Genomic DNA, 1045 nt, shown 5'->3' on the forward strand with positions numbered 1-1045 from the left:
CAAATCCAGCAGCAGCAAGGGGTACATGTAGTCACCCTCAATGCTGAGATGTCGATGCAGGCTGATACCAATCCCGATCTCGCTAACGTGATTCAGCAGGCAGAACTGGTGATTCCTGATGGAGCTGGCGTGGTGCTCTACCTACGGCTGCGGGGCAAGCGAGTGCAGCGCTGTCCTGGCATTGAATTAGCGGAATCACTCATTCGGCGATCGCCCGATGCTGGGGGAGAAGGCAAGGCCGCTTCTCTATTCTTTTACGGTGGTTCACCGGGAGTGGCGCAACAGGCCGCCGATCAATGGCAAAGCCAACTGCCCTCCTTGGCGATCGCCGGGGTGCAGCATGGCTACCTGAGTGCGGATGAACATCGAGACTTGTGCGAGACGCTGGCGGCAAAGCAGCCGGCCATTATTTTGGTTGGTTTGGGGGTGCCCCGCCAAGAGTTTTGGATCCATGAGCATCGACATCTTTGCCCCCAATCCATTTGGATTGGCGTGGGCGGCAGTTTTGATATTTGGGCTGGCACAAAAACCCGTGCTCCCCAGTGGCTGCGCGACAATCACTTGGAATGGACCTATCGGCTCTATCAAGAGCCTTGGCGCTGGCGGCGGATGTTGGCACTGCCAAAATTTGCCTGGCGGGCCCTGTGGCATGGTTAGTCTTGGGAGGTATTCATCAGCCCAAGGTTAACAACATCCCAAAGACTATGCTGGCTGAGCGAAGTCGTTTGTCCTGAAGCCAGACTACGCCAACGTGAAACGCCTCCCGAAGGGAGAAAGCCAAAACCCACCCAGACCATCTACTGTTCTAGAAGCTGTTGTAAAACATCGGGCGATCGCCGTCCAATCAGCCAATAGGTTGGCATTTGACCAATCCCCTTGATAAAAATCTCCCCTCGGCTTTCAAAGATATATTGATGCTTAATGAATTCATAGGTTTTGGGCGTAACTTGAATGCGACCAGGCTCGCCCCGAGACTCCATGCGAGACGCCACGTTGACGGTATCGCCCCAGAGGTCATAGCTAAATTTCTTGGTGCCGATCACCC

Annotated in this window: 2 protein-coding genes; one reads left to right on the forward strand and one right to left on the reverse strand. The window is 54.6% G+C overall.

Annotation, left to right across the window (positions count from 1 at the left end):
- A partial coding sequence (locus V6D20_21545; protein ID HEY9818367.1) for a WecB/TagA/CpsF family glycosyltransferase occupies positions 1 to 657 on the forward strand: 657 nt, incomplete at its 5' end.
- Between the two features lie 140 nt (positions 658 to 797).
- Here V6D20_21545 and V6D20_21550 read toward each other — a convergent pair.
- Positions 798 to 1045 (reverse strand): adenylate/guanylate cyclase domain-containing protein (locus V6D20_21550; GenBank protein ID HEY9818368.1); only part of this gene is annotated, 248 nt, incomplete at its 5' end.

The sequence above is a fragment of the Candidatus Obscuribacterales bacterium genome (assembly GCA_036703605.1).
Taxonomy (GTDB): Bacteria; Cyanobacteriota; Cyanobacteriia; order RECH01; family RECH01; genus RECH01.